The organism is Priestia megaterium NBRC 15308 = ATCC 14581, from assembly GCF_000832985.1.
Classification (GTDB): Bacteria; Bacillota; Bacilli; order Bacillales; family Bacillaceae_H; genus Priestia; species Priestia megaterium.
This window is the reverse complement of the sequence record NZ_CP009920.1, coordinates 1,206,654-1,233,037: the sequence shown is the minus strand read 5'-3', so window position 1 is coordinate 1,233,037 and position 26,384 is coordinate 1,206,654. Positions and strand designations below refer to the sequence as shown.

At 38.8% G+C, this 26,384-nt stretch carries 31 protein-coding genes; 24 read left to right on the top strand and 7 right to left on the bottom strand.

Features of this window, described 5'->3' with window-relative positions:
- Positions 1-146: 146 nt before the first annotated feature.
- The 5 genes from BG04_RS06870 to rnz all read left to right on the top strand — a co-directional run bounded on the left by BG04_RS06870 (position 147) and on the right by rnz (position 6,236).
- Positions 147-338, top strand: coding sequence for a hypothetical protein (locus BG04_RS06870; RefSeq protein ID WP_013084957.1), 192 nt, complete (start codon positions 147-149; stop codon positions 336-338).
- 139 nt (positions 339-477) lie between these two features.
- Positions 478-2,109 carry a PucR family transcriptional regulator gene (locus BG04_RS06865; protein WP_016765520.1) on the top strand — a complete coding sequence of 544 codons (1,632 nt, stop codon included), beginning with the start codon at positions 478-480 and terminating at the stop codon, positions 2,107-2,109.
- A 207-nt stretch (positions 2,110-2,316) separates the two neighbouring features.
- The gene (locus BG04_RS06860) at positions 2,317-3,786 is read left to right on the top strand and encodes a CoA-acylating methylmalonate-semialdehyde dehydrogenase (RefSeq protein ID WP_034648986.1); all 1,470 of its coding nucleotides are present in this window, start codon (positions 2,317-2,319) and stop codon (positions 3,784-3,786) included.
- Positions 3,787-3,879: 93 nt separating this feature from the next.
- Positions 3,880-5,238: an aspartate aminotransferase family protein gene (locus BG04_RS06855; RefSeq protein WP_034648988.1), complete on the top strand. Its 1,359-nt coding sequence runs from the start codon at positions 3,880-3,882 to the stop codon at positions 5,236-5,238.
- Positions 5,239-5,306: 68 nt separating this feature from the next.
- On the top strand, positions 5,307-6,236 hold the full coding sequence (gene rnz / locus BG04_RS06850; protein WP_034648991.1) for a ribonuclease Z: 930 nt from the start codon (positions 5,307-5,309) through the stop codon (positions 6,234-6,236).
- A gap of 28 nt (positions 6,237-6,264) precedes the next feature.
- Here the strand turns inward: rnz and namA are convergent, their stop codons facing one another.
- Positions 6,265-7,281 (bottom strand): NADPH dehydrogenase NamA, encoded by a 1,017-nt coding sequence (namA, locus tag BG04_RS06845; RefSeq protein WP_013084952.1) that lies wholly within the window; start codon positions 7,279-7,281, stop codon positions 6,265-6,267.
- A 137-nt stretch (positions 7,282-7,418) separates the two neighbouring features.
- Positions 7,419-8,267: a pyrroline-5-carboxylate reductase ProI gene (proI, locus tag BG04_RS06840; RefSeq protein ID WP_013059097.1), complete on the bottom strand. Its 849-nt coding sequence runs from the start codon at positions 8,265-8,267 to the stop codon at positions 7,419-7,421.
- 262 nt (positions 8,268-8,529) lie between these two features.
- On the opposite strand from proI, the gene BG04_RS06835 reads away from it, so the two are divergent.
- Entirely contained in the window at positions 8,530-9,486 is a 957-nt protein-coding gene (locus BG04_RS06835; RefSeq protein WP_034648994.1) for an MBL fold metallo-hydrolase, read from the top strand.
- A gap of 23 nt (positions 9,487-9,509) precedes the next feature.
- Positions 9,510-10,304, top strand: coding sequence for an SDR family NAD(P)-dependent oxidoreductase (locus BG04_RS06830; protein WP_034648997.1), 795 nt, complete (start codon positions 9,510-9,512; stop codon positions 10,302-10,304).
- Between the two features lie 73 nt (positions 10,305-10,377).
- Here BG04_RS06830 and BG04_RS06825 read toward each other — a convergent pair whose 3' ends face one another.
- Entirely contained in the window at positions 10,378-10,593 is a 216-nt protein-coding gene (locus BG04_RS06825) for a CDGSH iron-sulfur domain-containing protein (RefSeq protein WP_013059094.1), read from the bottom strand.
- Between the two features lie 130 nt (positions 10,594-10,723).
- Here BG04_RS06825 and BG04_RS06820 point away from each other — a divergent pair, with 130 nt between their 5' ends.
- Positions 10,724-11,062 (top strand): iron-sulfur cluster biosynthesis family protein, encoded by a 339-nt coding sequence (locus tag BG04_RS06820; RefSeq protein ID WP_013084949.1) that lies wholly within the window; start codon positions 10,724-10,726, stop codon positions 11,060-11,062.
- Here the strand turns inward: BG04_RS06820 and BG04_RS06815 are convergent.
- Positions 11,059-11,970 carry an alpha/beta hydrolase gene (locus BG04_RS06815; protein ID WP_034649000.1) on the bottom strand — a complete coding sequence of 304 codons (912 nt, stop codon included), beginning with the start codon at positions 11,968-11,970 and terminating at the stop codon, positions 11,059-11,061. The genes BG04_RS06820 and BG04_RS06815 overlap by 4 nt on opposite strands.
- Positions 11,971-12,038: 68 nt before the next feature.
- Positions 12,039-12,935, bottom strand: coding sequence for a hydroxymethylglutaryl-CoA lyase (locus tag BG04_RS06810; RefSeq protein WP_034649002.1), 897 nt, complete (start codon positions 12,933-12,935; stop codon positions 12,039-12,041).
- Between the two features lie 177 nt (positions 12,936-13,112).
- Between BG04_RS06810 and BG04_RS06805 the strand changes: the two genes are divergently transcribed.
- From BG04_RS06805 to BG04_RS06790, 4 genes are all read left to right on the top strand, one after another.
- Positions 13,113-14,300 (top strand): acetyl-CoA C-acetyltransferase, encoded by a 1,188-nt coding sequence (locus BG04_RS06805; RefSeq protein ID WP_013084946.1) that lies wholly within the window; start codon positions 13,113-13,115, stop codon positions 14,298-14,300.
- A gap of 235 nt (positions 14,301-14,535) precedes the next feature.
- Positions 14,536-15,225 carry a CoA transferase subunit A gene (locus tag BG04_RS06800; protein ID WP_013084945.1) on the top strand — a complete coding sequence of 230 codons (690 nt, stop codon included), beginning with the start codon at positions 14,536-14,538 and terminating at the stop codon, positions 15,223-15,225.
- Positions 15,226-15,245: 20 nt separating this feature from the next.
- Positions 15,246-15,914 carry a 3-oxoacid CoA-transferase subunit B gene (locus BG04_RS06795; protein ID WP_034649004.1) on the top strand — a complete coding sequence of 223 codons (669 nt, stop codon included), beginning with the start codon at positions 15,246-15,248 and terminating at the stop codon, positions 15,912-15,914.
- A gap of 64 nt (positions 15,915-15,978) precedes the next feature.
- Entirely contained in the window at positions 15,979-16,227 is a 249-nt protein-coding gene (locus BG04_RS06790) for a YqkE family protein (protein ID WP_034649007.1), read from the top strand.
- A gap of 27 nt (positions 16,228-16,254) precedes the next feature.
- Here the strand turns inward: BG04_RS06790 and BG04_RS06785 are convergent, their stop codons facing one another.
- Both BG04_RS06785 and mciZ read right to left on the bottom strand, forming a co-directional pair.
- The gene (locus BG04_RS06785) at positions 16,255-17,172 is read right to left on the bottom strand and encodes an aldo/keto reductase (protein WP_034654982.1); all 918 of its coding nucleotides are present in this window, start codon (positions 17,170-17,172) and stop codon (positions 16,255-16,257) included.
- A gap of 103 nt (positions 17,173-17,275) precedes the next feature.
- On the bottom strand, positions 17,276-17,440 hold the full coding sequence (mciZ, locus tag BG04_RS06780; RefSeq protein ID WP_034649009.1) for a Z-ring formation inhibitor MciZ: 165 nt from the start codon (positions 17,438-17,440) through the stop codon (positions 17,276-17,278).
- A 71-nt stretch (positions 17,441-17,511) separates the two neighbouring features.
- Here mciZ and BG04_RS06775 point away from each other — a divergent pair, with 71 nt between their 5' ends.
- From BG04_RS06775 to sigF, 12 genes are all read left to right on the top strand, one after another.
- Complete coding sequence (locus BG04_RS06775) at positions 17,512-18,063, top strand: NUDIX hydrolase (protein WP_034649011.1); 552 nt, start codon at positions 17,512-17,514, stop codon at positions 18,061-18,063.
- Positions 18,064-18,308: 245 nt separating this feature from the next.
- Entirely contained in the window at positions 18,309-18,479 is a 171-nt protein-coding gene (locus BG04_RS30930) for a hypothetical protein (protein WP_162837682.1), read from the top strand.
- Between the two features lie 118 nt (positions 18,480-18,597).
- The gene (spoIIM, locus tag BG04_RS06770) at positions 18,598-19,242 is read left to right on the top strand and encodes a stage II sporulation protein M (protein ID WP_013084941.1); all 645 of its coding nucleotides are present in this window, start codon (positions 18,598-18,600) and stop codon (positions 19,240-19,242) included.
- 112 nt (positions 19,243-19,354) lie between these two features.
- A complete protein-coding gene (gene fur, locus BG04_RS06765) occupies positions 19,355-19,807 on the top strand; it encodes a ferric iron uptake transcriptional regulator (protein WP_013059082.1) in 453 nt (150 codons plus the stop codon).
- Between the two features lie 193 nt (positions 19,808-20,000).
- Positions 20,001-20,228 carry a YqzK family protein gene (locus tag BG04_RS06760; protein WP_013059081.1) on the top strand — a complete coding sequence of 76 codons (228 nt, stop codon included), beginning with the start codon at positions 20,001-20,003 and terminating at the stop codon, positions 20,226-20,228.
- A gap of 6 nt (positions 20,229-20,234) precedes the next feature.
- Positions 20,235-21,128, top strand: a complete 894-nt coding sequence (xerD, locus tag BG04_RS06755) for a site-specific tyrosine recombinase XerD (protein ID WP_013059080.1) — start codon at positions 20,235-20,237, stop codon at positions 21,126-21,128.
- Positions 21,129-21,325: 197 nt separating this feature from the next.
- Positions 21,326-22,507 carry a phosphopentomutase gene (deoB, locus tag BG04_RS06750; protein WP_013084939.1) on the top strand — a complete coding sequence of 394 codons (1,182 nt, stop codon included), beginning with the start codon at positions 21,326-21,328 and terminating at the stop codon, positions 22,505-22,507.
- Between the two features lie 16 nt (positions 22,508-22,523).
- Positions 22,524-23,354, top strand: coding sequence for a purine-nucleoside phosphorylase (locus tag BG04_RS06745; RefSeq protein ID WP_013084938.1), 831 nt, complete (start codon positions 22,524-22,526; stop codon positions 23,352-23,354).
- Positions 23,355-23,470: 116 nt separating this feature from the next.
- Positions 23,471-24,637, top strand: a complete 1,167-nt coding sequence (locus tag BG04_RS06740; RefSeq protein ID WP_025750447.1) for a D-alanyl-D-alanine carboxypeptidase family protein — start codon at positions 23,471-23,473, stop codon at positions 24,635-24,637.
- Positions 24,638-24,739: 102 nt separating this feature from the next.
- Complete coding sequence (spoIIAA, locus tag BG04_RS06735) at positions 24,740-25,090, top strand: anti-sigma F factor antagonist (RefSeq protein ID WP_013084936.1); 351 nt, start codon at positions 24,740-24,742, stop codon at positions 25,088-25,090.
- On the top strand, positions 25,090-25,533 hold the full coding sequence (gene spoIIAB, locus BG04_RS06730) for an anti-sigma F factor (protein WP_013084935.1): 444 nt from the start codon (positions 25,090-25,092) through the stop codon (positions 25,531-25,533). Before spoIIAA ends, spoIIAB begins: the two co-directional genes overlap by 1 nt.
- A 12-nt stretch (positions 25,534-25,545) precedes the next feature.
- Positions 25,546-26,307: an RNA polymerase sporulation sigma factor SigF gene (gene sigF / locus BG04_RS06725; protein ID WP_013059074.1), complete on the top strand. Its 762-nt coding sequence runs from the start codon at positions 25,546-25,548 to the stop codon at positions 26,305-26,307.
- Positions 26,308-26,384 lie beyond the last annotated feature (77 nt).

Below are 26,384 nucleotides of genomic sequence, written 5' to 3'. Positions count from 1 at the left end.
AGATATTATCCATTGACTGTATTACAGTTGTTACATTTCGTTTACATCGAAAGAGAAAAGGTTTAGTTATCTAGTAAATTGTAGTAAATATTATAGTAGAACGTTTTCAAACTAAATCTATTAAATACAAAAAGGGTGTGACACGGATGGATCAAGCTATGCAGTGTATGACACAGGAAGAAACAAAAATTATTGATAAATTAAAAATGGAAATGTTAAATGCAGTGTCACTACAAGATTTGCGTTTTTATAAAAAAGAAATTCACCGAATTAAAGAACAAGCGGTTAAACGCCAAGGTTTTTTTAATAAATTACAGCAAACAGCTCAGAAGCTGTAACGATCCATTATCGTTACAGCTTTTTTCGTTTCTTTCATTAAATATTTTATTTCTTCTAAATATTTAATATAATGTAAGAAGATATAGCTTTTGTTCTACACATATGCGAAATACGCGTTAATGATCCAGGAGACATGATGTGAAATTCGCTAGGGGCGGTGTTGACTTGAAATCATATTTAACAGTAACAGAGATTTTAACAAGGAAACATTTTGTAAACTGTGAAGTAATAGCTGGAGAGAGAGGGCTTACTAATTCTGTTAAGTGGGTGCACGTGATGGAAGTGACGCGCATTAATGAGCTGCTAAAAGGAAACGAGCTCATTTTATCAACAGGGGTAGGCTGGGGAGAAGATTCTCAATCTTGTTTATCATTTCTTCAGCAATTAATTTCTTGCAAGGCATCAGGACTGTGTATTGAACTTGGCACTTATACTTCTAAGATTCCGCAAATTGTAATTGATAAAGCGAACGAATGTGATTTTCCGATTATTTTATTTCACGAGGAAGTTCCGTTCGTTGAAATTACGCAAGATGTTCACTCGCTTTTAATTAATCAGCACTATCAAATGATTTCCGATTTAGAACAGTATTCTCATAGGCTAAATCAGCTGCTGTTAACAGTTAATGATCCGGCCCTCATCTTACAGTGTTTATATGAATCTACGGGGCTTCTTGTCGGCCTTAAAGTTTCAAATGAATTGATTACCTTTGCTCCTGAGATGGACTTGCTTAAACAGCAGCTCCTACTTCATTATATAAGCAGGGAAAATGAAAGTCTGCATTTTACTGAGCAGCCTATTCATTTATTAGGACAAGATTATGCTCAGCTATATGTTGCTTCTATAAATGAAGCGTTAACAGAACTTGAAGTGCTCACCGTTGACCGAACGGCGACTGCACTTGCTCAGCATTTTTTGAAGGACCTGTATGTCGAAGAGAAAAAAAGAGTAGATGAAACCGAATGGATGACAAAATGGATGAACGGAGAGTTAACTCTTGAACAAATAAAAGACTCTATGCACGAAGTGTGTTCAGATTCGCCTATTCGCGGAGGTGTCGTTGTTTGCTGTAAGTGGCAAAGGCGGGAGAAGTTTGATCGAACGTATTTTAAGCTGATCTTGAGAAGCATTTTTGAACAAGAAGGCTTTCACTTATTAGTCTCCGAGCGAAATCGCGAAGTATTATTTATTCTTTTGAACAAACGAATGGTTAGCACGTGGAGAGAGAGATTAGAAAACAGCCTTCATCGCTGGATGAATCAATATGAATCGGATGAAAATTCAAAGAGGAACGCCATTAGCTTTATCGGAATTGGCCAATACTGTGAACAGCTTGACTGCATGCATAAAAGCTATGAAACGGCTAAAGAAACGATTTCGATTCAAGAAATGCTACAAAAACAAACCATTATTCATTTTTATGATGATTTGCATATGTACCGGATTATTTCGCTTTTACATCAACATGAAGACTTACAGGAAGTGGTGTTTGAATATCTGCAGCCCGTTATTACATATGATGAAACGTATAATGCAAAACTTATGGAAACATTAAAAATTTATTTAGCATGCAACGGATCTAAACAAGAGACGGCTAAGCGTTTATACATTGTCCGGCAAACGCTGTATCACCGTATCGAAAAACTAGAAAAGCTGCTGGGTGAAGACTTTATGGAGCCGGAAAAACGACTGGCAATTGAGTTTATGATTATGGCATATGAATATTTGTTTATGATGAAAAAGTCGCGCGCGGAATTTATAAACGGATAAGTAAGCAGCTGGAAACAGCTGTTTTTTTATGTCGAGGCTGATTTTACTATATGTTCATTTTAGTTCATGCTTTCTCCGAGTTCACTGCGCAAAATGTGAAACGAGAATCTAGAGTTGTTTCACATTTTGTCTAATGCAACCACCATTTATTTATTCAATAATAAAGGTAGATTTGTCATTTCTTATTTTTTGAGGAGGCCAAGCGATATGTCAGTTGTGAATAATGATACGCAAGTTTTAAAAAATTACGTGGGCGGAAAATGGGTTGATACGGCAGGGGAAAAATTTGGAGAGGTAATTAATCCATCGACGGGCGAAGTCATTGCAAAAGTACCGCTTTCTACAAAAGAAGACGTAGCCAATGCGGTGGAAACAGCTCAAAAAACATTTGAAACATGGCGTAACGTGCCTGCTCCAAAACGAGCAAGATTAATGTTTGCGTTTCAGCATTTACTAGTTAAGCATCATGAAGAGTTAGCTAAATTAGTGGTACAAGAAAACGGCAAGGCTTTTAAAGAAGCTTACGGTGAAGTACAGCGCGGTATTGAATGCGTGGAGTTTGCCGCGGGTGCTCCTACTTTATTAATGGGGGAATCATTAAATAACATAGCGGAAGAAATTGATTCTGAGATGTTCCGTTTTCCACTGGGTGTCGTTGGCGGCATCACACCTTTTAACTTTCCGATGATGGTACCGCTTTGGATGTTCCCTCTTGCAATTGTATGTGGAAATGCGTTTGTATTAAAACCGTCTGAGCGAACGCCGCTTTTAGCAACGCGACTTGCTGAACTTTTTACAGAAGCAGGAGCACCGGATGGATTATTAAATATTGTGCACGGGGCACACGATGTTGTGAACGGATTAATAGAGCATGAAAAAGTTAAAGCGATTTCATTCGTCGGATCGCAGCCGGTAGCAAAATATGTTTATGAACAAGCTGCAGCTCAAGGGAAACGAGTTCAGGCTTTATCTGGAGCTAAAAATCATCATGTTGTGATGCCAGACTGCGATATGGATAAAGCAGTATCACATATTATCAGCTCGGCTTATGGAAGTGCCGGCCAGCGATGCATGGCGTGCAGCGCCGTGGTCGTGGTTGGTGAAAAAGGCGATGAATTCGTCGCAAAATTAAAGCAAAAAGCAGATGAATTAATTATGGGAAGCGGCTTTGATGATGAAGTGCTTCTAACGCCTGTGATTCGAAAAGAGCACCGTGATAAGGTGCTGGATTATATTGAACTGGGCATGAAAGAAGGGGCGGAACTCATTCGTGACGGACGTAAAGAAATGGATGAACATATGGAAGGCAATTTCTTAGGAGCAACAATTTTTGACCGCGTAACTCCTGATATGACCATTGCTAAAGAAGAGATTTTTGCACCTGTACTAAGCTTGCTTCGCGCTGACACATTAGATGAAGCACTTCGCTATATGGAAAAATCTCGTTTTGGAAATGGAGCAACGATTTATACAAAAGATGCAAAAGCGGTACGTCAATTTAGAGAAGAAGCAGATGCGGGTATGCTCGGTATTAACGTAGGAGTACCTGCTACAATGGCCTTCTTCCCATTCTCCGGTTGGAAAGACTCTTTTTACGGAGATTTGCATGTCAACGGCAAAGACGGTTTGAACTTCTTTACACGTAAAAAGATGGTTACATCACGCTTTGACTTTTAACATATAGATGAATATAGCAAGTGGCTTCGGCATTTTGTCGAAGTCTTTTCATACAGAAAAAAATACCGCGCTAGCGATTTGGGAGTGGATAAGATGGTACAGGTCAGTCAAAATGAAAAAGATCTGCGTGCAAAAGATGAGCAGTATGTATGGCATGGAATGAAACCATACAGTCCGGATGCAACGATGGTAGCTACAAAAGCAAAAGGTGCTTGGATTACAGATGAACAAGGAAATCGCTATTTAGATGCAATGGCAGGGCTTTGGTGTGTAAATACCGGGTATGGACGGGATGAATTAGCGCTCGCAGCCTATGAGCAGCTAAAAGAACTGGCTTATTTTCCACTCACTCAATCTCACGTACCTGCTATCAAACTGGCAGAGAAGCTAAATGAAATGTTAGGTGATGACTATGTTATTTTCTTTTCAAATAGCGGATCTGAAGCAAATGAAACGGCTTTTAAAATTGTGCGTCAGTACCATCAGCAAAAAGGAGAGCATTCTCGCTACAAATTTATTTCGCGTTACCGAGGGTATCACGGAAATTCAATGGGCGCACTAGCAGCAACGGGCCAAGCTCAGCGTAAATATAAATATGAACCGCTTGCCCCTGGCTTTATTCACGTTGCCCCGCCTGATTCGTACCGAGGGCAAGATGACTACGATGCACCCAAAGAACAGCTTCAATCTGTAAAAGATATTGACAATGTTATGACGTGGGAGCTAAGTGAAACGATTGCCGCTGTTATTATGGAGCCAATTATTACAGGAGGAGGAATTCTTTTACCGCCTCAAAATTATATGAAAGGCGTAAAAGAAACGTGTGAAAAACACGGTGCACTTTTAATTGCAGATGAAGTTATTTGCGGCTTTGGACGTACAGGAGAAGCCTTTGGTTTTATGAATTACGATGTAAAACCAGATATCATTACCATGGCAAAAGGAATTACAAGCGCATATCTTCCGCTCTCTGCAACTGCTGTTAAAAAAGAAATTTATGAAGCGTTCAAAGATAGCGATCAGTACGAGTATTTTCGCCATGTTAATACATTTGGAGGAAGCCCGGCTGCATGTGCACTGGCATTAAAGAATTTAGAAATTATGGAGAGAGAAAATCTTTTTGATCGTTCTAAACAGCTCGGAGCTTACGTATTAAGTGAGCTAACGCCGCTTATCGATAGCCACCCATACGTTGGAGACGTAAGAGGTAAAGGGCTTTTAATTGGAATTGAACTTGTAGCTGATAAACAAACGAAAGAACCGTTAGACGTTAATCTTGTAAATGAAGTGGTTGCTAAATGCAAAAGCAAAGGAGTCATTATTGGGAAAAATGGAGCAACGGTGGCCGGCTATAATAATGTTCTCACGCTCTCGCCGCCTCTCAACATTGAGGAAAGTGATATTGAGCTGTTATTAGCTACTATTACGTATGCGCTTGACAGCATCAAATAGGTAAGTTTGCAAAAAGCCTGTATAATATACTTACAGGCTTTTTGTGCGTATGAAGGAGGAAGTAGAAAATGGAATTGTTATTTTTAGGAACGGGTGCAGGAGTACCGGCGAAACAGCGGAATGTTTCATCTCTTGCGCTCGAACTTTTGCAAGAAAGAGGGGCGGTGTGGCTTTTTGATTGTGGAGAAGCAACTCAGCATCAAATTTTACATACAACCGTTAAACCGAGGCGAATTGAGAAAATTTTTATTACGCACCTTCACGGTGATCATATTTACGGATTGCCTGGACTCCTTGGAAGCCGTTCGTTTCAAGGCGGAGAATCGCTGCTTACTGTATACGGGCCAAAAGGAATTAAAGAATTTATTGAAGTCACGCTGGCTGTAAGTCAAACTCATCTGCAATATCCTCTAGAGATTGTTGAAATAGAAGAGGAAAGTGAAAGTGGAACGATTTTTGAAGATGAAACTTTTTCAGTGGAGTTTGGCAAACTTGAACATGGCATTTTATCTTATGGATATCGAGTTGTCGAAAAAGATTTGCCAGGATCACTGGACGTTCAACGTTTAAAAGAGATGAATATTCCCCCGGGGCCTCATTATCAGCAGTTAAAAGAAGGGAAAGAAGTAGTATTAAAAGATGGGCGTATAATCAATGGTCAAGAATTTTTAGGAGAGCCTAAAAAAGGGAAGGTCATCACGGTTTTAGGAGATACAAGAAAGTGCATGCAAAGTGTTCAGCTTGCTATGCATGCAAGTGTTTTAGTCCATGAAGCTACTTTTTCAGCGGGAGACGAGGAGCTTGCTTACAACTATTTTCATTCTACTGCAAAAGAAGCCGCTGAAATCGCTAAAACAGCATCGGCTGAGCGTCTTATTTTATCTCATATTAGTTCGCGTTACCAAGGAGACGCAGTCAGCCGGCTAGCAGAAGGAGCAAAAGAAATTTTTCCAAATACCGACATAGCAGAAGACTTGAAACGGTTTACGATTTCATAAAAAAAGACGAGGGTATCCTCGTCTTTTTTTACCAGCCGCGTTCGTACTGCACGGGTGCTGAAATTGTTTCATTTAGTTCTTTTGCCGCCGTGCGCGGGAAGTACGGATCACGCAGAAGTTCGCGCGCAACAAAAATTAAATCAGCGCGTTCGCTTTGTAAAATCTCTTCTGCTTGTCGTCCTGTTGTAATTAATCCAACTGCGCCTGTATCAATATTTGCCTGCTGCTTAATTTTATCTGCAAACGGCACTTGATAGCCAGGGTATACGTTGATTGGAGCGTGTACAAGAGCACCGGAACTAACATCAATTAAGTCGACGCCTTGTTCTTTCATCCATTTTGCAAATGCAACGTGATCATCGACTGTTAATCCGCCTTCTGTATAGTCAGAAGCAGAAACACGGACAAATAAAGGGCCGTCCCACTCTGTTTTCACAGCTTCAATAATTTCCTTTAAGAAACGATAGCGATTTTCTGCGCTGCCGCCATATTCGTCGCTGCGTTTATTGCTTAGCGGCGATAGAAATTGATGTACTAAATAACCGTGTGCAGCGTGAAGTTCGATAATATCAAACCCAGCTTCTTTTGAGCGTCGAGCGCTTTCTTTAAAGGCAGAAATCGTTTCATGAATTTGTTCTGTGGTCATTTCCACAGGTTTTTTACTTTTATCATCAAAAGCAATAGCGGAAGGAGCATAAATATCGCCTTCAACAGTTGCTTTACGTCCTGCATGTGCAAGTTGAATGGCCGTTTTTGCACCGTTTTCTTTTAGCTGTGTCACAAGTTTCGTTAATCCATCTCTTTGCTCATCATTCCAAATTCCCAAGTCTTGAGCTGAAATACGACCTTGTGGCACGACAGCTGAGGCTTCAACCATAATGAGACCTACTTGTCCAACCGCACGAGTTGTGTAGTGAACCATATGAAAGTCAGTTATTACGCCGTCTTCCTTTTCGCATGAATACATACACATTGGTGACATCACAATTCGGTTTTTTAATGTTACATCTTTCACTGTATAAGGTGAAAATAGTTTTGTTGTCATTCGGTTTAACCTCCAATTATTTCGATACTCTAAACAAAAGTTATTATATCACCGCATTGAATTTTCTTTCACATAATCTGCTTATCCATTTTTAATCATAAAAAAACCTCTTTCTTTTTTTAGAAAGAGGTGAACCTTTACGAACGTTTACTCGAGATTTTTTCGTCAATCGTATCTCCTAAATATTTGGAGCGAATTGTAGCTTGTTCAATACACTGCATCATGGCTTCTTGGAAGTTATGAGAAATAAGCTGTTCGATTCCTGCTTCTGTTGTGCCGCCCGGACTCATCACTTCTTTTCGAAGTACGGCTGGCGTTTTAGGTGACTGTTTCAGCATTTCTGCAGCACCGATAAGAGTTTGAAGAATTAGTTCATTTGACACTGACGTATCCAAGCCTTGTTTTTCAGCTGCTTTTTCCATTGCTTCTACTAGATAGTAGACATACGCTGGGCCGCTTCCAGATAGTCCTGTTACAGCGTGAAGCTGCTCTTCCTCTACAGTTGTAACCGTACCAATCGTTTCAAATAAAGCAGTAGTAACGTTCATATGCTCTGCTGTAGCAAACTTGCCGGGTGCAATGGCTGTAGCCGATAATCCAATAGAGGCCGATGTATTTGGCATAGCTCTTACAACCGCTACTTCTTGGTCAAACAAGTTTACAATTGTGGCAGTCGATACACCTGCTAAAACAGAGAGAACGAGGTGGTGCGGACGAATATAGGACTTAATCGTATCAATGCTTTCCGCTACGTCTTTTGGTTTAATAGCAAGCACGACGATATCGCTTTTTTCGATTAACAAGGCATGATTACGCGTAATGTTAATTTCATAGGCGTTTCGAAGTTCGTGAAGTCTTTTATCGTTGCTATGATTTGTTACGGTGATTTGATTGGGGCGAAGCTTTTTATCTGACAGCAGCCCTGAGATCATAGCTTCAGCCATTGATCCAGCTCCAATAAAGGCGATGTTTAAATCCGTTTTCATTAAAAGTTCCTCCAGTCATTTGCTATCCAATGAAAACAGATACTGAGATTTCAGTATCTGTTAAAGGTTTGTGTATCTCTTCTTTATAAAATGCATAGTTATCTAAAGATATGAATAAAACTTCACTATATTTCTGTCATTATGCAATGAAAAAGAGAAGGATGTCAATGTAATTTTCAGAAAACGAATGCAATTGTATAAATAACAGGAAAAATCGTGTAAACTTAAAAGAAAATGCGATGGTAAAGGAGCAAAAATACAGATGAATGAGCAATTATATAAAATTGTGCTGCCTACTCCTTTTGCGGTAGGAGATGTGAATGTTTTTGTTATAAAAGGTCAGACCGTTACGTTAATCGATGCTGGTATTAAAACGGAGGCGGCGTGGTCTGTATTTAAAGAAAAGCTTAATGAAATAGGATTAAAACCAGATGATATTAAGCAAGTTGTCCTAACTCATCACCATCCTGATCACGTAGGAATGCTTGATTTTTTTCATAAAGATATCGCCATAGTCGGTCATGCAAAAAATCAGCCTTGGATCTCCCAAAATCCAGATTTTTTTGAGTGGTACGATGCGTTTTTTGAAGACCACTTTATGAAAGCCGGCGTAGATGAAAGGTTTCGCCCTTATTTAAAACGTTTAAAAGCATCAATGAAGTATTCATGTCATCGTTCTCTTACAACTTCTGTGCAGGAAGGAGATTACATTCCGGACCTAGAGAGTTGGAAAGTACTTGAAGTACCAGGTCATGCTCAAAGCCATATTGCATTATACAATGAAAGAACAGCGGTTATGATTGGAGGAGATTTACTGTTAAAGCATATTTCATCTAATCCGCTCATTGAACCTCCTATGAAACCAAGCGGCGAGCGACCTAAAACGCTTCTTCAATATAATCATTCATTAAGACGTCTGCTTGATTTAGAGATAAACTGTATCTATACAGGTCATGGAGATGAAGTGTTACATGTTCGCGAACTTGTACAAGAGCGGTTACAAAAGCAAAGCGACCGAGCGGATAAAGTGCTTGGCATGATAAAAGAACGTCCTCAAACAGCGTTTGATATTTGCAAACAGCTCTTTCCTACTATTTATGAAAAAGAACTAGGGCTAACTCTTTCTGAAACAATTGGTCAGCTCGATTTTTTAGAAGATGCCAATAAAATCAGTACACATGAAAAAGAAAGTACGCTTATTTATTCTGTGTGCTCTTAACTTATAAAAAAGGTGTGTTATATTTGAAATCCTCGTTAAAGAACCAACATGTCGTGATTACAGGCGCTTCAGGAGGTCTTGGAGAGCATTTAGCTTATGAAGTGGCCAAAAGAGGGGGCGTCCCCGTTTTACTTGCACGTACAGAAGAAAAGCTGCACCGAGTAGCCGAGCAAATTAGTCAAAAATATGGGATTACCTCTTACATATACAAAGCTGACGTAGCGAACGTAGAGGAAGTCAATAGAGTCGTTCAGAAAATGATGAGTGAAATTAAGCGTGTTGATGTCCTGATTAATAATGCAGGCTTTGGTGTATTTGAAGAAGTGAAAGAAGCATCGATTAAGACAATTGCCTCAATGTTTCAAGTCAATGTTATTGGATTGATTGCATGTACACAAGAAATTTTAGCTTATATGCTAAAAGAAAACAAAGGACATATTATTAACATTGCTTCTCAAGCAGGCAAACTTGCGACACCTAAATCCAGTGGCTATTCAGCTTCTAAACATGCCGTGCTAGGGTTTACCAACAGCCTGCGAATGGAATTAGCGAAAACAGATATCTATGTAACGGCAGTGAATCCAGGTCCTATTCAAACCAACTTCTTTTCAATAGCAGATCAATCAGGAAACTATGAAAAAAGTGTAGAAAAGTTTATGTTAACCCCTCAATACGTAGCTGAAAAAACGGTCAATATTATTGGGAAGCCAAAACGAGAAGTCAACTTGCCTAAGTGGATGAATATAGGCTCGAAGATGTATCAGCTTGCCCCGGGGCTCGTAGAGAAATTGGCAGGGGATGCGTTTAATAGAAAATAACCTGTGCTTTAACCACAGGTTATCAATGTTTTTCGTTAATGGTTTCGTTCAGTAAGGCTGTATTTCTATGAATCTACTGCTCGTCTAAAATTTTTGCAGCGCGCACACAAGAGTCAAATTTTCCTTTATGATTTCCGTCGCAAAAGGGCATCTTTTGCGACTGGCCACATCGGCATAGTGAAAATGTCGGCTTTGTTTCAAATTTGTTGCCGTCTGCATCAATTAATTCAACGTCTCCAGTGACACGGAAAGAGCCGTTATCCATTACTTTAATTTGTACTTTTGACATAAAAAAACCTCCTTTTTGTACACATCTATATGAAGCGCCAGAGTTTAATGAAAGCGAGATGTGTATTATACTCATTATATAAGCAATTTTCGTTTGTTTATACAATTAGTTTAAAAGGAGTTAAAGGAAAATGAATATTACCTTTACTGATAAAGCGATAGCAAAAGTACAAGAAAAGTACGGGAAAGATTCTTCACTATATTTAAAATTAAAATACGATACAGATGGATGCGGCTGTGTTGTGAGCGGTGTAACGACGCTATGGATTGTTGATGAAAAAGAGAGCGATGATGTAATCATTGAGACGAATTTTGTTCCTGTTCTTGTCGAAAAAACAAAGCAAGTATTTTTAGATGATAATATGACGATTGACTACAATGAAAGTGCCTATGCGTTTATGCTAAAATGTCCTTCTCAAATTTTAAATCCGCGCATGTCATTTATCGATAAAACAAAAGAAGCGCTTTAAAGCGCTTCTTTTTGTATTTTTTCTAAAAATGATTCAATAACTTGTTCATATTCCTCTGGATTATCAGCATACGAGCGGGCATGAGTGCCTACAGGTGCTAAATACATCCGTTTTGCTCCCATTTTTTTGGCATGCAGCTGCTCCGTCATTTTAGGAAGAATATAGTCATCTTCTTTACTATGGATAAACAGAACAGGATGTTTGATTTGATCTACGACTGAAATAGGTGATACGTCTTTAAATGAGTAGCCTTCTCGCCATTTTAAAATAATATTAGCTGCTGGCATCACAAGCTGTTTTGGTAAGTGGAAATCTTGTTTTAAGCGATAGGCAAGAAGTTCTTCTAAGTCAGAAAAAGGGCAGTCGACAATATAAAAATCAGCTCCGTCTTCCATTCCAGCATACAAAAGAGTGGTCGCAGCTCCCATAGATTCCCCGTGAATCCCGAGGGAAATAGTTGAACCGAATTGTTCTTTTACCCAGTGAACAACGGATTGAAGGTCCAGTTTTTCATAATAGCCGTAGCTCGTTGTTTTCCCTTCAGACTTGCCGTGGCGGCGATGATCATAAAGAACGACGTTCCATCCAAGCTTTAGAAAAAGCCGAGCATATTTCATAGAGTTCAGTGAATGAACTGTAACTCCGTGCGAAAGAATCATAAATCGGTTGTTTTCGTATTGTTTAATAACGGTCCCAGCTATGTTATAGCCTAGAGAAGAAGGAAGCACAAATGCTTCTTTAGGAAGAGTGCTATAGACTTTCTCATCATAAAAGCCATCTTCCGTATCGCGGTCAATAATAACTTTGTCGGTCTTTTTACGGATGTACATCATTTGATTTGTAAAAAAGATGCCAAGAGCGGCAAATGCTCCGAAAACACTTCCTATTAATAATAGCCATTTTTTCATGATTAGCGGCTCCTTTTGTTAATATAGCTATTATTTATTATAGCATCGCTCTCATAAAAACCTAATTTTTAACGCTGTGCAAATAAAGAGTATTGCTTGCTTTCAATCGGTCTTGAAATGTGAGGAGCGATAAAAGCGACCGCTTCGAGCAGCTTTTCTTCATTAATAGAAGTGGAAATATCCATTTCATGAAGCATAAAGACGAGATCTTCCGTAGCTACGTTTCCCGTTGCTCCCTTAGCGAATGGACATCCACCTAACCCCCCAGCGGATGAATCGAACCTGTTAATACCGGCTTGCAGAGCTGCATAGATATTTGCAATGGCTAATCCTCTCGTATCGTGAAAGTGCGCAGCAAGTAGCGTGTGGGGAAAGTTTTGTTTTAATTTCGAGAAAAGTGAAAATACATCTTTAGGGTTTGCCATGCCAATTGTATCAGCAACGCTTAGCTCATTCACTCCAGCCTTCACAAAGCTTTCGCAAAGGGCCAGCACGTCGCGTTCATGTATTTTTCCTTCATACGGGCAATAAAAGGCGGTGGAAATGCAAGTTCGAATAAAACATTCTTGCTGCTTGAGCTGCTGAATGAGAGGAAGCAGCGTTTGTACAGCTTCTTTGGTGTTTTTGTTAATATTTTTTTGATTAAAGGTATTGCTTACGCCAATAAACAGCGCAACGGAGCGGCAATTAGCTTGCAGTGCTTTTTCCAAGCCTTTTTGGTTCGGCACAAGCACAATGTTTCGACATGTATCAGGCTGAAATGTATCTGCAACAGTAGAAGCATCTTTCATTTGAGGAACCCATTTTGGAGAAACAAAGGATGTAATTTCGATTTCGGATAGTCCAGCTTCTTTTAATTTTTTGATAAAATTAATTTTTTTTTCAGTTGGAACAAAATTTTTTTCATTTTGAAGGCCATCTCGTGGACCAACTTCTATAATTGTTACTTTTTCAGGAAATCCCATAAACCGCTCTCCTCCTACATTGTAAACGCTTACTAATATTTATTTTAATTCTAAAAAATTAAAATTCAATAAAAATTATAAATTTTTACAAAAAAAGAGGAATTTCGCAAGCGATGTCGAAATTAATACAGGTGACAGTTAATCACAGTAATCAAACAGTAAGGAGAGGTTTTCGACATGGGTCAAACAGAAGTAGTCATTGTAAGCGCTGTACGTACAGCAATCGGCAGCTTTGGGGGAAGCTTACAAAATGTATCCGCAACAACTTTAGGTGGTACTGTAATTAAAGAAGCTTTAAACAAAGCAGGGGTATCAGCAAACGAAGTAGATGAAGTTATTATGGGAAATGTCTTACAAGCAGGTTTAGGACAAAATCCAGCACGACAAGCAACTTTAGCAGCAGGTTTACCTGAAACTGTTTCAGCATTAACCATCAATAAAGTATGCGGATCAGGACTAAAAGCAGTACATCTCGCTACACAAGCGATTCTTGCTGGGGATGCTGATGTGATTGTTGCTGGTGGAATGGAAAACATGAGCCAAGCACCATACTTATTAAAAAATGCACGCAACGGGTTTAAAATGGGCGACCAAAAAGTAGTTGACAGCATGATTCAAGATGGATTATGGTGTGCATTTAATGACTACCATATGGGCGTTACAGCTGAAAATCTGTGTGATAAATATGAAATTACTCGTGACGAACAAGATGCGTTTGCAGCTTCAAGTCAGCAAAAAGCAGAAGCAGCTATTCAATCTGGTCGTTTTAAAGATGAAATCGTGCCAGTAGAAGTGCCTGGAAGAAAAGGTCAAGTAACTATTTTTGAACAAGATGAGTTCCCGCGCGCAGGCACAACGGCTGAAAGCTTAGGGAAACTACGTCCTGCCTTCAAAAAAGACGGTTCTGTAACAGCTGGTAATGCATCTGGTATCAATGACGGTGCAGCGGCAGTAGTGGTAATGAGCCGTAAAAAAGCAGACGAGTTAGGCCTAACACCATTAGTGTCAATTAAAAGTAATGCAACTGCCGGAGTAGACCCAAGCATTATGGGAATCGGTCCTGTAAGCGCAGTGAAAAAGGCGCTGGAAAAAGCTGCTGTTTCATTAGAAGATGTTCAATTAGTAGAAGCGAACGAAGCATTCGCTGCACAGTCAATCGCTGTGGATCGTGAACTTCAATTTAATCATGATATTTTAAATGTAAACGGTGGAGCAATTGCGCTTGGACATCCTATTGGTGCAAGTGGTACACGTGTCCTAGTTTCACTTATTCATGAAATGCAAAAACGCGACGCAAAACTTGGGTTAGCAACGTTATGTATTGGCGGAGGCCAAGGCGTTGCAACAATCGTTGAACGTCCTTAATTTGATATAGTTTTAACAAACATTAAAGCTATATCACAACGCCACAGATTCCAAACATACAGCTTTGGAACTCGTGGCGTTTTTGTTTTTCCTTTAATTTGTCTAGTAATATAACTTTTTTGACAAAAAAATGATTAAATTATAATTTTCAGTTATATATATATTTAAAAAGAAATAAAAATCTTTTATAATAGATTAGAAAGCGTTTTCAAAAATAACGAAGGGGTGGTTATGTATGAAACAAGTACATACGTCGTTTAAAGAAGCGGTGAAAGATATTCACGACGGTGCTACGATTATGGTCGGTGGTTTTGGTTTATGTGGAATTCCGGAGAATTTGATTTTAGCGTTAGTTGAAACAGGGGTAAAAGATTTAACCGTAATTTCAAATAACTGCGGCGTAGACGACTGGGGACTTGGACTGCTTCTGAAAAACAAACAAATTAAAAAGATGATTGGTTCTTACGTGGGAGAAAATAAAGAGTTTGAAAGACAAGTATTGTCAGGAGAAATTGAAGTAGAATTGCTACCTCAAGGCACGCTAGCTGAAAAGATTCGCGCCGGCGGAGCGGGCATACCTGCATTTTATACACCAGCGGGAGTGGGAACACCCATTGCTGAAGGAAAAGAAGTTCGCGTGTTTGATGGAAAAGAATATTTACTAGAAGAGGCGTTAAAAGCTGATTTTAGTTTGGTTAGAGCTTGGAAAGCCGATCATATGGGGAACTTAGTGTATAACAAGACAGCGCGCAATTTCAGCCCAATGATTGCAGCAGCAGGAAAAGTGACGATAGCAGAAGTGGAGGAACTTCATTCAACAGGCTCACTTGATCCAAATATTATCCACACACCTAGTGTATATGTTCAATCGTTAATTATTGGTGAACAAGAAAAACGTATTGAGCGTTTAACCGTTCAAAAATAACAAAAGGGGAGAGATTTTTCATGATTGAAAACGGCGTGAACGTGAGAGAGCGAATTGCAAAACGTGCTGAAAAAGAAATTTTGGACGGATTTTATGTAAACCTTGGAATTGGTATTCCAACGCTTGTGGCTAATCATATCTCAGATAATAAAACGGTGGTGCTTCAGTCCGAAAACGGTCTGTTAGGCATTGGACCATATCCGAAAGAAGGAGAAGTAGATCCTGATTTAATTAATGCAGGTAAAGAAACCGTCACGGCGACAAAAGGGGCTTCTTACTTCGACAGTGCTGAATCGTTTGGCATGATTCGCGGAGGGCATATTAATATTGCGATTTTAGGAGGCATGGAAGTCTCAAAAACTGGTGACTTGGCTAACTGGATGATTCCTGGGAAAATGATTAAAGGAATGGGCGGTGCAATGGATTTAGTTCATGGAGCGCAGCGCATCATTGTCATTATGGAACATGTGACGAGAAAAGACCAACCTAAAATCTTAAATGAGTGCACTCTCCCTCTGACAGGAAAAGAGGTAGTAGATCGTATTATTACAGATCGAGCGGTCATTGATATTACGGCAGAAGGCCTAAAACTTGTCGAAGTAGCGAAAGGTTATACGGTAGAAGATATTCAACAATCTACAGAGCCAACTTTAATCATTGATGAACATGTAAAACTAGATGCATTTTGATTTTTGGTAACAAAAGCAAGAATATGATACAATATCTCTCAATTAAAGTAGCGGGGGAATTGTGATGGCTAAAAAAAAGCAAAAACAATCAGCACAAAAACAAAGTGATCAGCTTAGTATCAAAGATCAGCTAAATGATAGCTTATTAAAACAGCTTCAAGCTAAAAAACAGGCGCTTTCTTTAAAAGAAGAAGAGCAGAAAGAAACAGAGCGTAAAGAAGCTGCTCGAATTCGAAAAGAAAAAGAAAAAAATAAATCGTTTGAAGAACTGTTAAATGAAAGTGATATGAACTGGTCCGAGTTTAAAAAATAAAAGCGCCGGTAAAGGCGCTTTTATTTTTTAACGGTGAGCTTCATATTGATTTGTTTTAAAGATCGATTGCAGCTTGTTAACTTCAGTAGGCTGTAGCGGGGAGGTCTCGACAGCTTTGACGTTTTCGCGAAGCTGTGAAGAAGAGCTTGCTCCTGCTACAACTGAGGCTACCGCAGGATTAGCTAAACAGTATTGAAGTGCAGTTGAGTTTAGAGAGTAAGTTGGTCGTACGTGACGAAATTCTTCTAGCGTTTTTGCTAATTCCGTACCGCTATAATCTAAATAGCCCTTGCCCTCGAATGCAGCAAGTTTTTGCTCTCCTTTTTCGGTTAGCAGCCCTTTGGCTACTGGACCTCGGGCTACAACGCTAATGCCGTTGTCATGTAAAAGAGGAAGTGCACTTTCTTCAGGGCGTCTGTCTAACAAGCTGTATTGCATCATGACGCTAACAATAGAAGAATTTTGCACATACTCTCGAATCACATTTGGGCGGATAGATGAAATGCCATAGTAGCGAATGACGCCTTCTTGTTTTAATTCTTCAAATGCTTCAATCGTTTCCTCAATATTGTCTTCAACGGTTCCTCCGTGCAGTTGATATAAATCGATGTAATCTGTTTGAAGACGGCGCAGGCTTTCTTTTACTTCTTCTTTTATATAAGCTTTAGACGGATCCCATGTCCAGCTGTCTTTTGCATCATTCCAGCGATTCCCCACTTTTGTGGCTAAAATAATATCATTTCTGCGTTTTTTTAGGGCTTGTCCCACAAACTCCTCGTTTAAGCCAAAATCATATAAATCTGCTGTATCGAAATAATTAATGCCATATTCGAGAGCTTCATCAATCATATTGACAGCGTGTTTTTGTTCCGTTCCAAGAGACATGCACCCTAAACCTAATGTACTGACAAGCAAGTCTGAAGTACCTAAGTGTCTTTTTTCCATATATGTCACTATATGTCACTCCTTATTTTTTACTTGTTTCTATCTATTGTAGCGCTATGATAGAGGGAAACTCAAATAAGAAGATTAGAAAACTGCAGCACAATTAGTGTCTGCAGTCTGCTTGTTTGTAAGAATTAAAATTTTGAGAGATAGCGTTCGTCCATTCATCGACATACTGAAATTGTTCGCCGTATTCTTTTAACTTTTGCTGGATTTCCCATGCTTTACCGACCAAAATTATTTGCTTCTCGTGAACATAAACTTTCATTTTTTCTACCTCCCAAGGTTTGTATGATAGAATATATGTAAGAGTCAAAAAAATAGAACGAGGTGTAGAAAATGGATCATTTAACAGAAAAAATGCTGTCTTCTGAAAAGCTGTTTGGAGGCAGAGTGATTGATTTGTACTTAGAAGAAGTAGAGCTTCCAAACGGAAAAACGAGTACAAGAGAAGTAGTTAAGCACCCTGGAGCCGTAGCTGTCATTGCGTTAACAAGCGACCATAAAATGGTTATGGTCAAACAGTATCGCAGGCCGATGGATCGTATTTTAGTCGAAATTCCAGCCGGCAAGCTAGAAAAAGGAGAAGAGCCGATTGTGACGGCAAAACGTGAGTTAGAAGAAGAAACAGGCTATACAACAGATTCGCTTAGCCATATTATTTCTTTTTATACATCACCAGGTTTTGCGGATGAGTTGGTGCACCTTTATTTAGCGGAAGATTTAAAAGTGATGACCACCAAAGCGGAATTAGACGAAGATGAATTTGTTGAAGTGATGGAAGTTACGGTAGATGAGACGCTTACTCTTATTCAAAACAAGGAAATTTATGATGCAAAAACAGCCTATGCTGTGCAGTACTTACAGTTAAAAAGCGGATTAGGAGAGTAAGAGAGTTTTTTCTTTTACATACGAACGGCAATCTAGCAATTTAGAGGTTTACATTGAAACGTCATTTGATGTGAGAAAAAACAGGCATGCGTGTATCTCTAACTAAAAAAATGTTTGACAACCATATTTTAGTTGAAGGAAAATCCGAACGATGAATAGAGATTCTTGATGGAGAATCAAATTCGTTCGGATTTTTTTAAGGTGATGGTGAATGTAGATTTCATTTATATAGTTGGTTCTAGCGGTTGATTGGAGGGCAAGGCGAAGACTCCTGCGGGAAAAGCGGAATAGGTGAGACCCCGCAGAAGCGTACGCGACGAAGAGGGTCACCGGCGGCCCGCGGAAAGCGAAGCCTTGCATGGAAATCGACAGCCGTTTCACAAGCCATCCATACTATCTCATTTGATCTTATTTAGATTGGGTTGATTTTATTATGTCTCATTCTCTTTTTTTATTTGATAGATTCAAAAGATTCTTGGCATAGTTTTTGTACTCTATCATACACTCTATTAAGCGATTAATAGGAGGAAGACGATGAGAAAAAAACAATTGCCATTATCGTATGCAAGACATTTTCAAGAAAACAGTTCTATTTATTTGTTTGTGACCGTGCTGTTTTTAATGGGAATCATTTTTGGGGCTATTGTTGTAAATAGTTTGACGCTTGATCAAAAAGAAGACCTGTACTTCTATTTAAACCGGTTTTTCGGACAGGTAAAGAGTGGAGAAGTAGCAAGCAGCGTTGAAATGTTTCAGCAAAGTTTTTTTCATAATGTTAAATACTTAGGGCTCATTTGGATATTAGGAATCGCCATTATTGGTTTGCCTGTAGTGTTAATTCTGCTGTTTTTAAAAGGAATGGTGATTGGTTTTACCGTAGGCTTTTTAGTCAATCAAATGGGACTCTCTGGTTTTGCGCTATCTTTTGTATCTGTTATGCCGCAAAATATCTTTCTCATACCGGCATTTCTGATCTTGTCTGCAGCTTCAGTTGCCTTTTCTTTGAAGCTTGTGCGGCAGCAGTTTTTTAAAAAAGCAGCGGAGCCTATTTCCGCCTCATTTTTACGCTACAGCGGAACCATGATTGCTATGATATGTTTGGTTGCCTGTGCAGCTACAATTGAAGCTTACGTATCACCTACTTTAATGAAAAGTGTAATGGCTCTATTAAATAAGTAAGAATAAGTATTAAGTAAAAAGAATTCTTTTTTCTTATTAATAATAACTTTATTTTGACACCCTCGACACATCTGATATAATGGATTAGTGAATGGCGAGGGAGGGAATAATTATGGAAAGTCGAATTGAGCGAATTAAGCAGCAGTTGCACTCAGCTAGCTATAAATTGACACCTCAACGTGAGGCGACTGTAAGAGTACTTCTTGAACATGAAGAGGATCATTTAAGTGCCGAAGATGTATATCTCCTCGTCAAGGAAAAGTCTCCGGAAATTGGATTGGCAACTGTTTATCGTACGTTAGAATTGTTAACTGAACTTAAAATTGTTGATAAAATAAACTTTGGCGATGGCGTTTCTCGCTACGATTTAAGACAAGAAGGAGCCGCACACTTTCATCATCACCTTGTGTGTATGGAATGTGGATCTGTGGACGAAATTCAAGAAGATTTGCTTGAAGACGTTGAAGAAATTGTGGAAAAGCAATGGAATTTTAAAATTAAAGATCACCGCTTGACATTTCATGGCATTTGCCATCGCTGTCAGGATAAAGAAGACAAGCAGTAAAAGCCTTTTCCCTAATGGAGAAGGTTTTTTGTTGTACATAAATAAAAAATAACGAGTTTATAAGCTACATGGTTTTATAGAAAGAAAGGAAATCATCAGGAGAGAACTCAGTGTATAAAGGCAAGAAACATGTATAAAACCTGTCCTAATTGGCATATCTTCTAATAGAATCAAAAATTGGAGGAATTGTTTCATGAAATCATGGGCTGAAATGGTATATAATACATGTAAAGTATTTATCTTATTTACCGGGTTTACTCTTTTGTTTTATTTTGGAATGATATGGGTATCTCAAGAGTATCAAAATTATAAACGTTATGATGAGCCGTCGGGTTCAGCAGTTAAGGTCATGCAAGCAAGTGTGAACAAAGATCAGACGTGGCTAGAGCGTTTATTTATGTTTTATCAAAACGGGGAGTAGAGGCTATTGAATGATCAAATTCAAGATTTTATTCATTATTTAGTAGTAGAGCGGGGACTAGCGAAAAATACAATTGATTCGTATGAACGAGATTTAAAAAAGTATGCTCAATATTTAGAGCATGTAGAGCAGCTGAAATCATTTAATGAAGTAACAAGACTTCACATCGTTAATTTTCTGAAATATTTAAGTGATCAGCAAAAGTCATCTAAAACGATTGCGAGACATGTGGCTTCAACTAGATCTTTTCATCAATTCTTACTAAGAGAAAAAGCAGCGGATACAGATCCATCCGTTCATATTGATACCCCGCAGCTTGAGCGCAAGCTGCCAAAAGTGCTAAATGCAGAAGAAGTAGAGGCGCTGTTAAATGTGTTTGATACTTCGACGCCTTTTGGCATACGAGACAAAGCGATGCTTGAGTTGCTTTATGCTACTGGAATTCGTGTGTCTGAACTCGTTAACTTAAATATTGATGATGCACATTTGACGATGGGATTTATTCGTTGTATCGGAAAAGGAAATAAAGAAAGAATTGTCCCCATCGGAAGGTTGGCAACGGAGGCTATCGAAGAGTATTTACAGCATAGCCGGAGTGTTTTAACAAAGCAAAAGGAACAGGACAAAGCACTCTTTGTTAATCATCACGGAAGGCGTTTAACAAGGCAGGGGTTTTGGAAAATATTAAAAAAGTTAGCTTCTGAAGCAAAAATTGAAAAAGAATTAACTCCACATACGTTACGGCATTCGTTTGCTACTCATTTGTTAGAGAACGGCGCGGACTTGAGAGCCGTTCAAGAAATGCTCGGGCATGCGGATATTTCGACCACTCAAATTTATACACATGTTACAAAAGCACGTTTAAAAGATGTATACAATCAGTTTCATCCGCGAGCGTAGGAAGATTCCAATGTCCAATGAGTTCATAGACATTGGTTTTTTTGATTGAAAACACTTTCATTCATGTATACAAAAAAATAAAAAGCGTCTATACTAATAGAGAGGTCAGACTTCTGACCAATAAGAGAAGATGGTTAAATTATTTCCAAACGGGAATTTTATAGAGAATAAATAAATTGATATTTGGAGGGAATAAAATGGCGCATACATATAAACGCGTATTTTTAATTGTCATGGATTCAGTGGGTATCGGTGAATCACCGGATGCTGAAAAATACAATGATAAAGGTGCTGATACGTTTGGTCATATTGCAGAGCACTGCAACGGTCTTCGTATGCCTAATATGGCTAAGCTTGGCCTAAGCAATATCCGTGAAATTAAAGGAATCGATAAAGCTGAAAAACCGTTGGCTTACTATACAAAAATGCAGGAAGCTTCTGCAGGAAAAGATACAATGACAGGTCATTGGGAAATTATGGGCCTTAATATTGATACGCCTTTTAATGTATTTCCAGATGGATTTCCAGAAGAGCTGATTTCACAATTAGAAGAAAAAACAGGTCGAAAAATCATTGGGAACAAACCAGCGTCTGGTACAGAAATTTTGGATGAGCTAGGAAAACAGCATATGGAAACAGGTGACTTAATCGTCTATACATCAGCAGATTCTGTTTTGCAAATTGCTGCTCATGAAGAAATTGTTCCAATTGATGAATTGTACAAAATTTGTGAGATTGCTCGTGAATTAACGCTTGATGATCCATACATGATTGGACGTGTTATCGCTCGCCCGTTTTTAGGTGAACCAGGTAATTTTACACGTACATCCAATCGTCATGACTATGCATTAAAGCCTTTTGGACGTACTGTAATGAATGAATTAAAAGACAATGACATCGATGTTATTGCTATCGGTAAAATTTCTGATATTTACGACGGAGAAGGGGTAACAAAATCTCTTCGTACCAAATCGAATATGGACGGCATGGATAAGCTAGTTGATACATTAAACATGGACTTCACAGGCTTAAGCTTCTTAAATTTAGTTGATTTTGATGCTCTCTATGGTCATCGCCGCGATCCACAAGGATATGGGCAAGCACTTGAAGAATATGATGCACGCTTAGAAGAAGTATTTGATTTATTAAAAGAAGATGATTTATTGATTATTACAGCGGATCATGGAAATGACCCTGTTCATCATGGGACAGACCATACGCGTGAATACGTGCCGCTTCTTGTGTACAATAAAGGCATGCAAGAAGGAAAAGAACTTTCTATTCGTCAAACGTTTGCGGATATTGGCGCAACGGTAGCAGAAAATTTTGGCGTAGCAATGCCTAAACATGGAAAAAGTTTTTTAAAAGAGTTGAATTAAGCAGGGGGAATGGAGTATGAAAAAAGAATATATTGAAAAAGCAGCAGCATATATTAAAAATCAATCAGCTGTTACACCAACAATTGGGCTTATTTTAGGTTCTGGACTAGGGGTATTAGCTGACGAAATTGAAGGCGCGGTAAAAATTCCGTATAACGACATTCCTGAGTTCCCGGTTTCAACAGTTGAAGGTCACGCAGGCCAATTAGTAATAGGTACTATTCATGACGTACCGGTTGTAGCTATGCAAGGACGTTTTCACTTTTATGAAGGGTACGCTCTTGATAAAGTAACATTTCCAGTGCGCGTAATGAAAGAAATCGGTGTAGAAACGTTGATTGTAACGAATGCAGCGGGCGGAGTAAACGAATCCTTTAATCCAGGAGACTTAATGATTATTTCTGATCATATTAATAATTTTGGAACCAATCCTTTGATTGGACCTAATGACTCTGATTTCGGAGTAAGGTTCCCGGATATGTCAACTGCTTACTGCAAGGATCTTCGTCAATTAGCGAAGAAAGTAGGAGCTGATTTAAATATCGCCTTACAAGAAGGTGTATATGTAGGAAATACAGGTCCAACATATGAAACGCCTGCTGAAGTGCGTATGCTTCGCATTATCGGGGGAGACGCGGTCGGTATGTCTACAGTGCCAGAAGTTATTGTGGCACGCCATGCAGGTATGAAAGTGCTAGGTATTTCTTGTATTTCTAATATGGCAGCTGGTATTTTAGATCAGCCGTTAAATCATGAAGAAGTAATTGAAACGACTGAAAAAGTAAAACAGCAGTTTTTATCGCTTGTAAAAGAAGTAGTAAAGCAGCTTCCAGCTTATCAAAAATAAGAAGAAAATATGACTTCAAGCATCGAGAATTTCTCGATGCTTTTTTTATTTCCCTTAGTATAAATCGATTATACCTTGGAAAAAATAGGTTGTATAAAGAATGGAGGTTTGTGGAGATGAAGCGAACTATTGTAAAGTTACTCGTTGTCATATTTTTATTTCCACTTATGACGCAACCTGTTTTAGCCGCAGAAAAAAAGAATTCGGAGCTTGCTGATAGTGCTAGGTCAGCTATTTTAATTGAACGGGATACAGGAAAAATTCTATACGAAAAAAATAGTAATCAAGAACTTCCCCCTGCCAGTATGACTAAAATTATGACAATGATTTTAATTATGGAGGCTTTGGATAAAGGGAAAATTACCTTAAAAGATAAAGTGCGGGCAAGTGAATATGCCGCTTCAATGGGAGGCTCACAAATCTTTTTAGAGCCCGGAGAAGAAATGACGGTAAATGATTTGCTGAAAGGGATTGCGATAGGTTCCGGTAACGATGCTTCTATGGCAATGGCTGAATATTTAGCTGGATCAGAAGAAAAATTTGTAGCAAAGATGAACCAAAAAGCGAAAGAGCTTGGTTTGACTCATACAAAATTTCAAAATCCGACAGGCCTGCCCGTAGAAAATCACTATAGTACAGCTCATGATATGGCCATGATGGGCAGAGAGCTGCTAAAGTATGAAAAAATTATTAACTATACAAGTAAATACGAAGCTTATTTGCGCACGGATACAGATAAGAAGTTTTGGTTAGTAAATACAAATCGCTTAGTAAAGTTTTATCCCGGCGTTGATGGACTCAAAACCGGATTTACAGGTCAAGCTAAGTATTGCCTGACAGCTACCGCTAAAAAGGGAAATATGCGTGTGTTAGCGGTTGTATTCGGTGCAAGCACGCCAAAAGATCGCAATAATCAAGTAACCAAAATGTTAGACTACGCATTCAGTCAATATACAACGAAGCCTTTATACAAAAAAGGAGACGTTATTACCAAGATAGATGTAAACAAGGGTAGCGAAGATCAGGTAACAGCTGTTACGTCCGAGCCTATTTCGGTTTTATTGAAAAAAGGAAATGCAGCCAAAGACGTTAAAACAGAAGTGAAAATGAACGAGAAGCTAAATGCGCCTATTCAAAAAGGCGACAAAATTGGAATGTTGACCATTAAGAAGGATAACAAAGTAGTTAGTTCTTCACCGCTTCTTGCAAAAGAAGATATTGATGCTGCTTCTTGGTGGAAGATATTCAAACGTACATTCTCTATTTTCTCTCAAACATCTTAAACAGCTAAATGTGACGAAATAGAACTAGTTTTGTCGGTGAGAAGGATTCTATTCTGTCGGCAGCGAAAGACTGACTATAAGATTTCCGAGGAGGTTTGTATAGTGAGTCTTTCGATTGAATTGGAATTCAAACAAGATGTCTTGTTGGTTCGATTAACAGGAGAATTAGATCATCATACGGCAGAAGAGCTAAGAAGCAAGATCACCGAAGCGATAGAGAAGGAATCTATCAGCCATTTGATTTTAAATTTACAGCATTTAACCTTTATGGACAGCTCTGGCTTGGGGGTTATTTTAGGGAGATACAAACAGGTTCATAATAACGGCGGGGAAATGGTTGTATGCGCTATTTCTCCCGCCGTAGAACGTTTGTTTAATATGTCAGGCTTATTTAAAATTATTCGTTTTGAACCTAATGAAGAAAACGCGCTTCAAAAATTGGGGGTGGCATAATGAAAAATCAAATGAACCTCCAATTTTCCGCGCTTAGTCAAAATGAATCGTTTGCCCGCGTCACGGTAGCATCATTTATTACGCAGTTAGATCCAACAATGGATGAGTTAACAGAAATTAAAACAGTCGTATCTGAAGCAGTAACAAATGCTATTATTCACGGCTACGAAAGCAATCCGGATGGTGTGGTATATATTTCTGTGACGCTTCATGAAGACGGTGTAGTCGAGCTGATGATTCGTGATGAAGGAATTGGTATCGATAACGTGGATGAAGCCAAGCAGCCTTTATACACAACCAAACCAGATCTAGAACGTTCTGGAATGGGTTTCACCATAATGGAAAACTTTATGGACGAAATTCGAGTGGAGTCTACTGTATTAGAAGGTACGACCTTATATTTAAAAAAGCACTTAACAAATAGTAAAGCGCTATGTAATTAAGGAGACTTGCCAATGGATGTGGAGGTCAAAAAAAATAAAAACGAACCGTATTTAAAGGATCATGAAGTTAAAGACCTCATCAAGCGCAGTCAGCAAGGTGATCAAATTGCACGAGATACAATCGTCCAAAAAAATATGCGGCTCGTTTGGTCGGTTGTTCAACGTTTTATTAACCGTGGTTATGAGCCCGATGATTTATTTCAAATTGGGTGCATAGGGCTATTAAAGTCCGTTGATAAATTTGACTTATCGTATGATGTTAAATTTTCAACATATGCTGTTCCAATGATTATTGGTGAAATTCAGCGATTTATTCGTGATGATGGCACGGTAAAGGTTAGCCGTTCTCTGAAAGAAATGAGCAATAAAATACGTAAGGCAAAAGACGAGCTTTCCAAATTACTTGGACGCGTCCCTACAGTCGCTGAGGTTGCAGAACATTTGGATCTCACTCCTGAAGAAGTAGTGCTAGCTCAAGAAGCTAATCGTGCTCCTTCGTCTATTCACGAGACCGTCTATGAAAATGATGGAGATCCAATTACCCTTCTTGACCAAATTGCTGATCATACGGAAGCGAAGTGGTTTGATAAAATTGCCTTAAAAGAAGCAATTGAAGAACTTGATGAGCGTGAAAAGCTCATTGTCTATTTGAGGTATTACAAAGATCAAACTCAGTCCGAAGTGGCCGCAAGGCTGGGAATTTCTCAAGTTCAGGTATCGAGGCTTGAGAAGAAAATCTTAAAACAAATGAAGCTGCATATGAATGATACGTAATACTTAAGAAGCAATCCGTTTTGCTATTCAAAGAAGAATAGTGAAACGGATTGCTTTTTTATTTGGTAATTAATGGT